1 protein-coding gene is annotated in these 1,653 nt (G+C 65.5%); it reads left to right on the forward strand.

Going from position 1 to position 1,653, the window contains the following annotated elements:
* On the forward strand, positions 1 to 1,653 hold a 1,653-nt coding region (locus EB084_24900), incomplete at both ends, for a flotillin family protein (GenBank protein NDD31503.1).

Genomic DNA, 1,653 nt, shown 5'->3' on the forward strand with positions numbered 1-1,653 from the left:
ACCGAAGACCAGGTGTACGCCCTGCGCATGAACTACGACGAAGACCAGCGGCTGCAGCAGGCCGCCGAAGACATCGCCCGCCGTGGCGGCTTCCATCCCGTCATCATCACGGAAGACGCCGTGGGCGTGGTCACCGTTCACGACGGTCCGGCCCTGCCCGCGGGTGAGATCGTGGCCGAGATCGTCGGGCAGGACGTGACGAACCACAGCACCTTCCACAACAACTTCCAGGATCCCGAGGCCTTCCTGCGGGCCGGCGGCTATCGCGGCCGCCAGCTGCAGACCCTGGTCGAGGGCACCTACTTCATCAACCGCCTCTTCGCCACTGTCGAGCTCATCCCCAAGACGTCCGTTGAGGTCGGCACCGTGGGCGTCGTGGTGTCGTACACGGGCGACATCGGGGGCGACCTCTCGGGTCAGGACTACAAGCACGGCGAGATGGTGGCCAAGGGAAATCGCGGCGTGTGGAACGTGGGCCTTATGCCGGGCAAGTATGCCTTCAACACCTACGCTGGCAAGGTCGTGATGGTGCCCACCACCAACTTCATCTTGAAGTGGCAGAGCAGCGAGACGGGCTCTCACAAGTTCGACGAGAACCTCTCCGAGGTGAAGCTCATCACCAAGGACGCCTTCGAGCCGCTGCTGCCTCTCTCGGTGGTGGTTCACATCGACTACCGCAAGGCGCCGCTCGTGATTCAGCGCTTCGGCGACATCAAGCGCCTGGTCGATCAGACCCTCGACCCCATGGTGGCGGCCTACTTCAAGAACGTCGGGCAGACGCGAACCCTCATCCAGCTCATTCAAGATCGCAGCAGCATCCAGCAGCTTGCGTCTGACGAGATGAAGGAGAAGTTCGCCCAGTACAACCTCGAGCTGCAAGAGGTGCTCATCGGCACCCCCACGTCGTCCGAGGGCGACAAGCGCATCGAGGACATCCTCACCCAGCTGCGCATGCGCCAGATCTCCACCGAGCAGATCGAGACCTATGCCCGTCAGGAAGAGGCGGCCGTCAAGGAGCGCGAGCTGCGCGAGGCCGAGGCCAAGGCCAAGCAGCAGTCTCACCTCACCGAGTCCGAGCTGGCCATCATCGTGCAGAGCAACCAGGGCAAGGCCGAGGCCCAGCGCGCGTTGCAGCAGCGCGATCAGATGGCGACCATGGCGCAGGCCGAGGCCAACAAGAACCGCACCCTGGCTGAAGCCGACGCGTCCCGCGTTCGTCTTCTGGCCGAGGCCGAGGCGTCCCGCATCCGAAGCCTCGGTGAGGCCGAAGCCGACAAGACCGCGCGCATCGGTATCGCCCAGGCCATCGCCATCGAGGAGCAGGTCAAGGCGTATGGTGGTCCGCGCTTCCAGCTCACCCAGCAGGTGATGAGCCGGTTCGCCGAGGCCATCGAGCGCTCCGGAGTCGACGTGGTGCCCAAGATCATGCTCGGCGGTGGGCAGTCGCAGGGCGATTCCCACGGTGGCGGCGGGGGCAACAACGTGTTCGAGGCGCTGCTGACGCTCATGCTCAGCGACCGCTTCAATGCGTCGATGCCCACGGGAATGGGTGCTTCCGAGCCCGGCGACCCCAAGACCGAGGCGATGCGTCGCCAGATGCGCGACGGCCTGCTCACCGCGGCCCGCAGCGCAACGGCGTCGCCACAGGCCGGC

The sequence above is a fragment of the Pseudomonadota bacterium genome, assembly GCA_010028905.1.
Classification (GTDB): Bacteria; Vulcanimicrobiota; Xenobia; order RGZZ01; family RGZZ01; genus RGZZ01.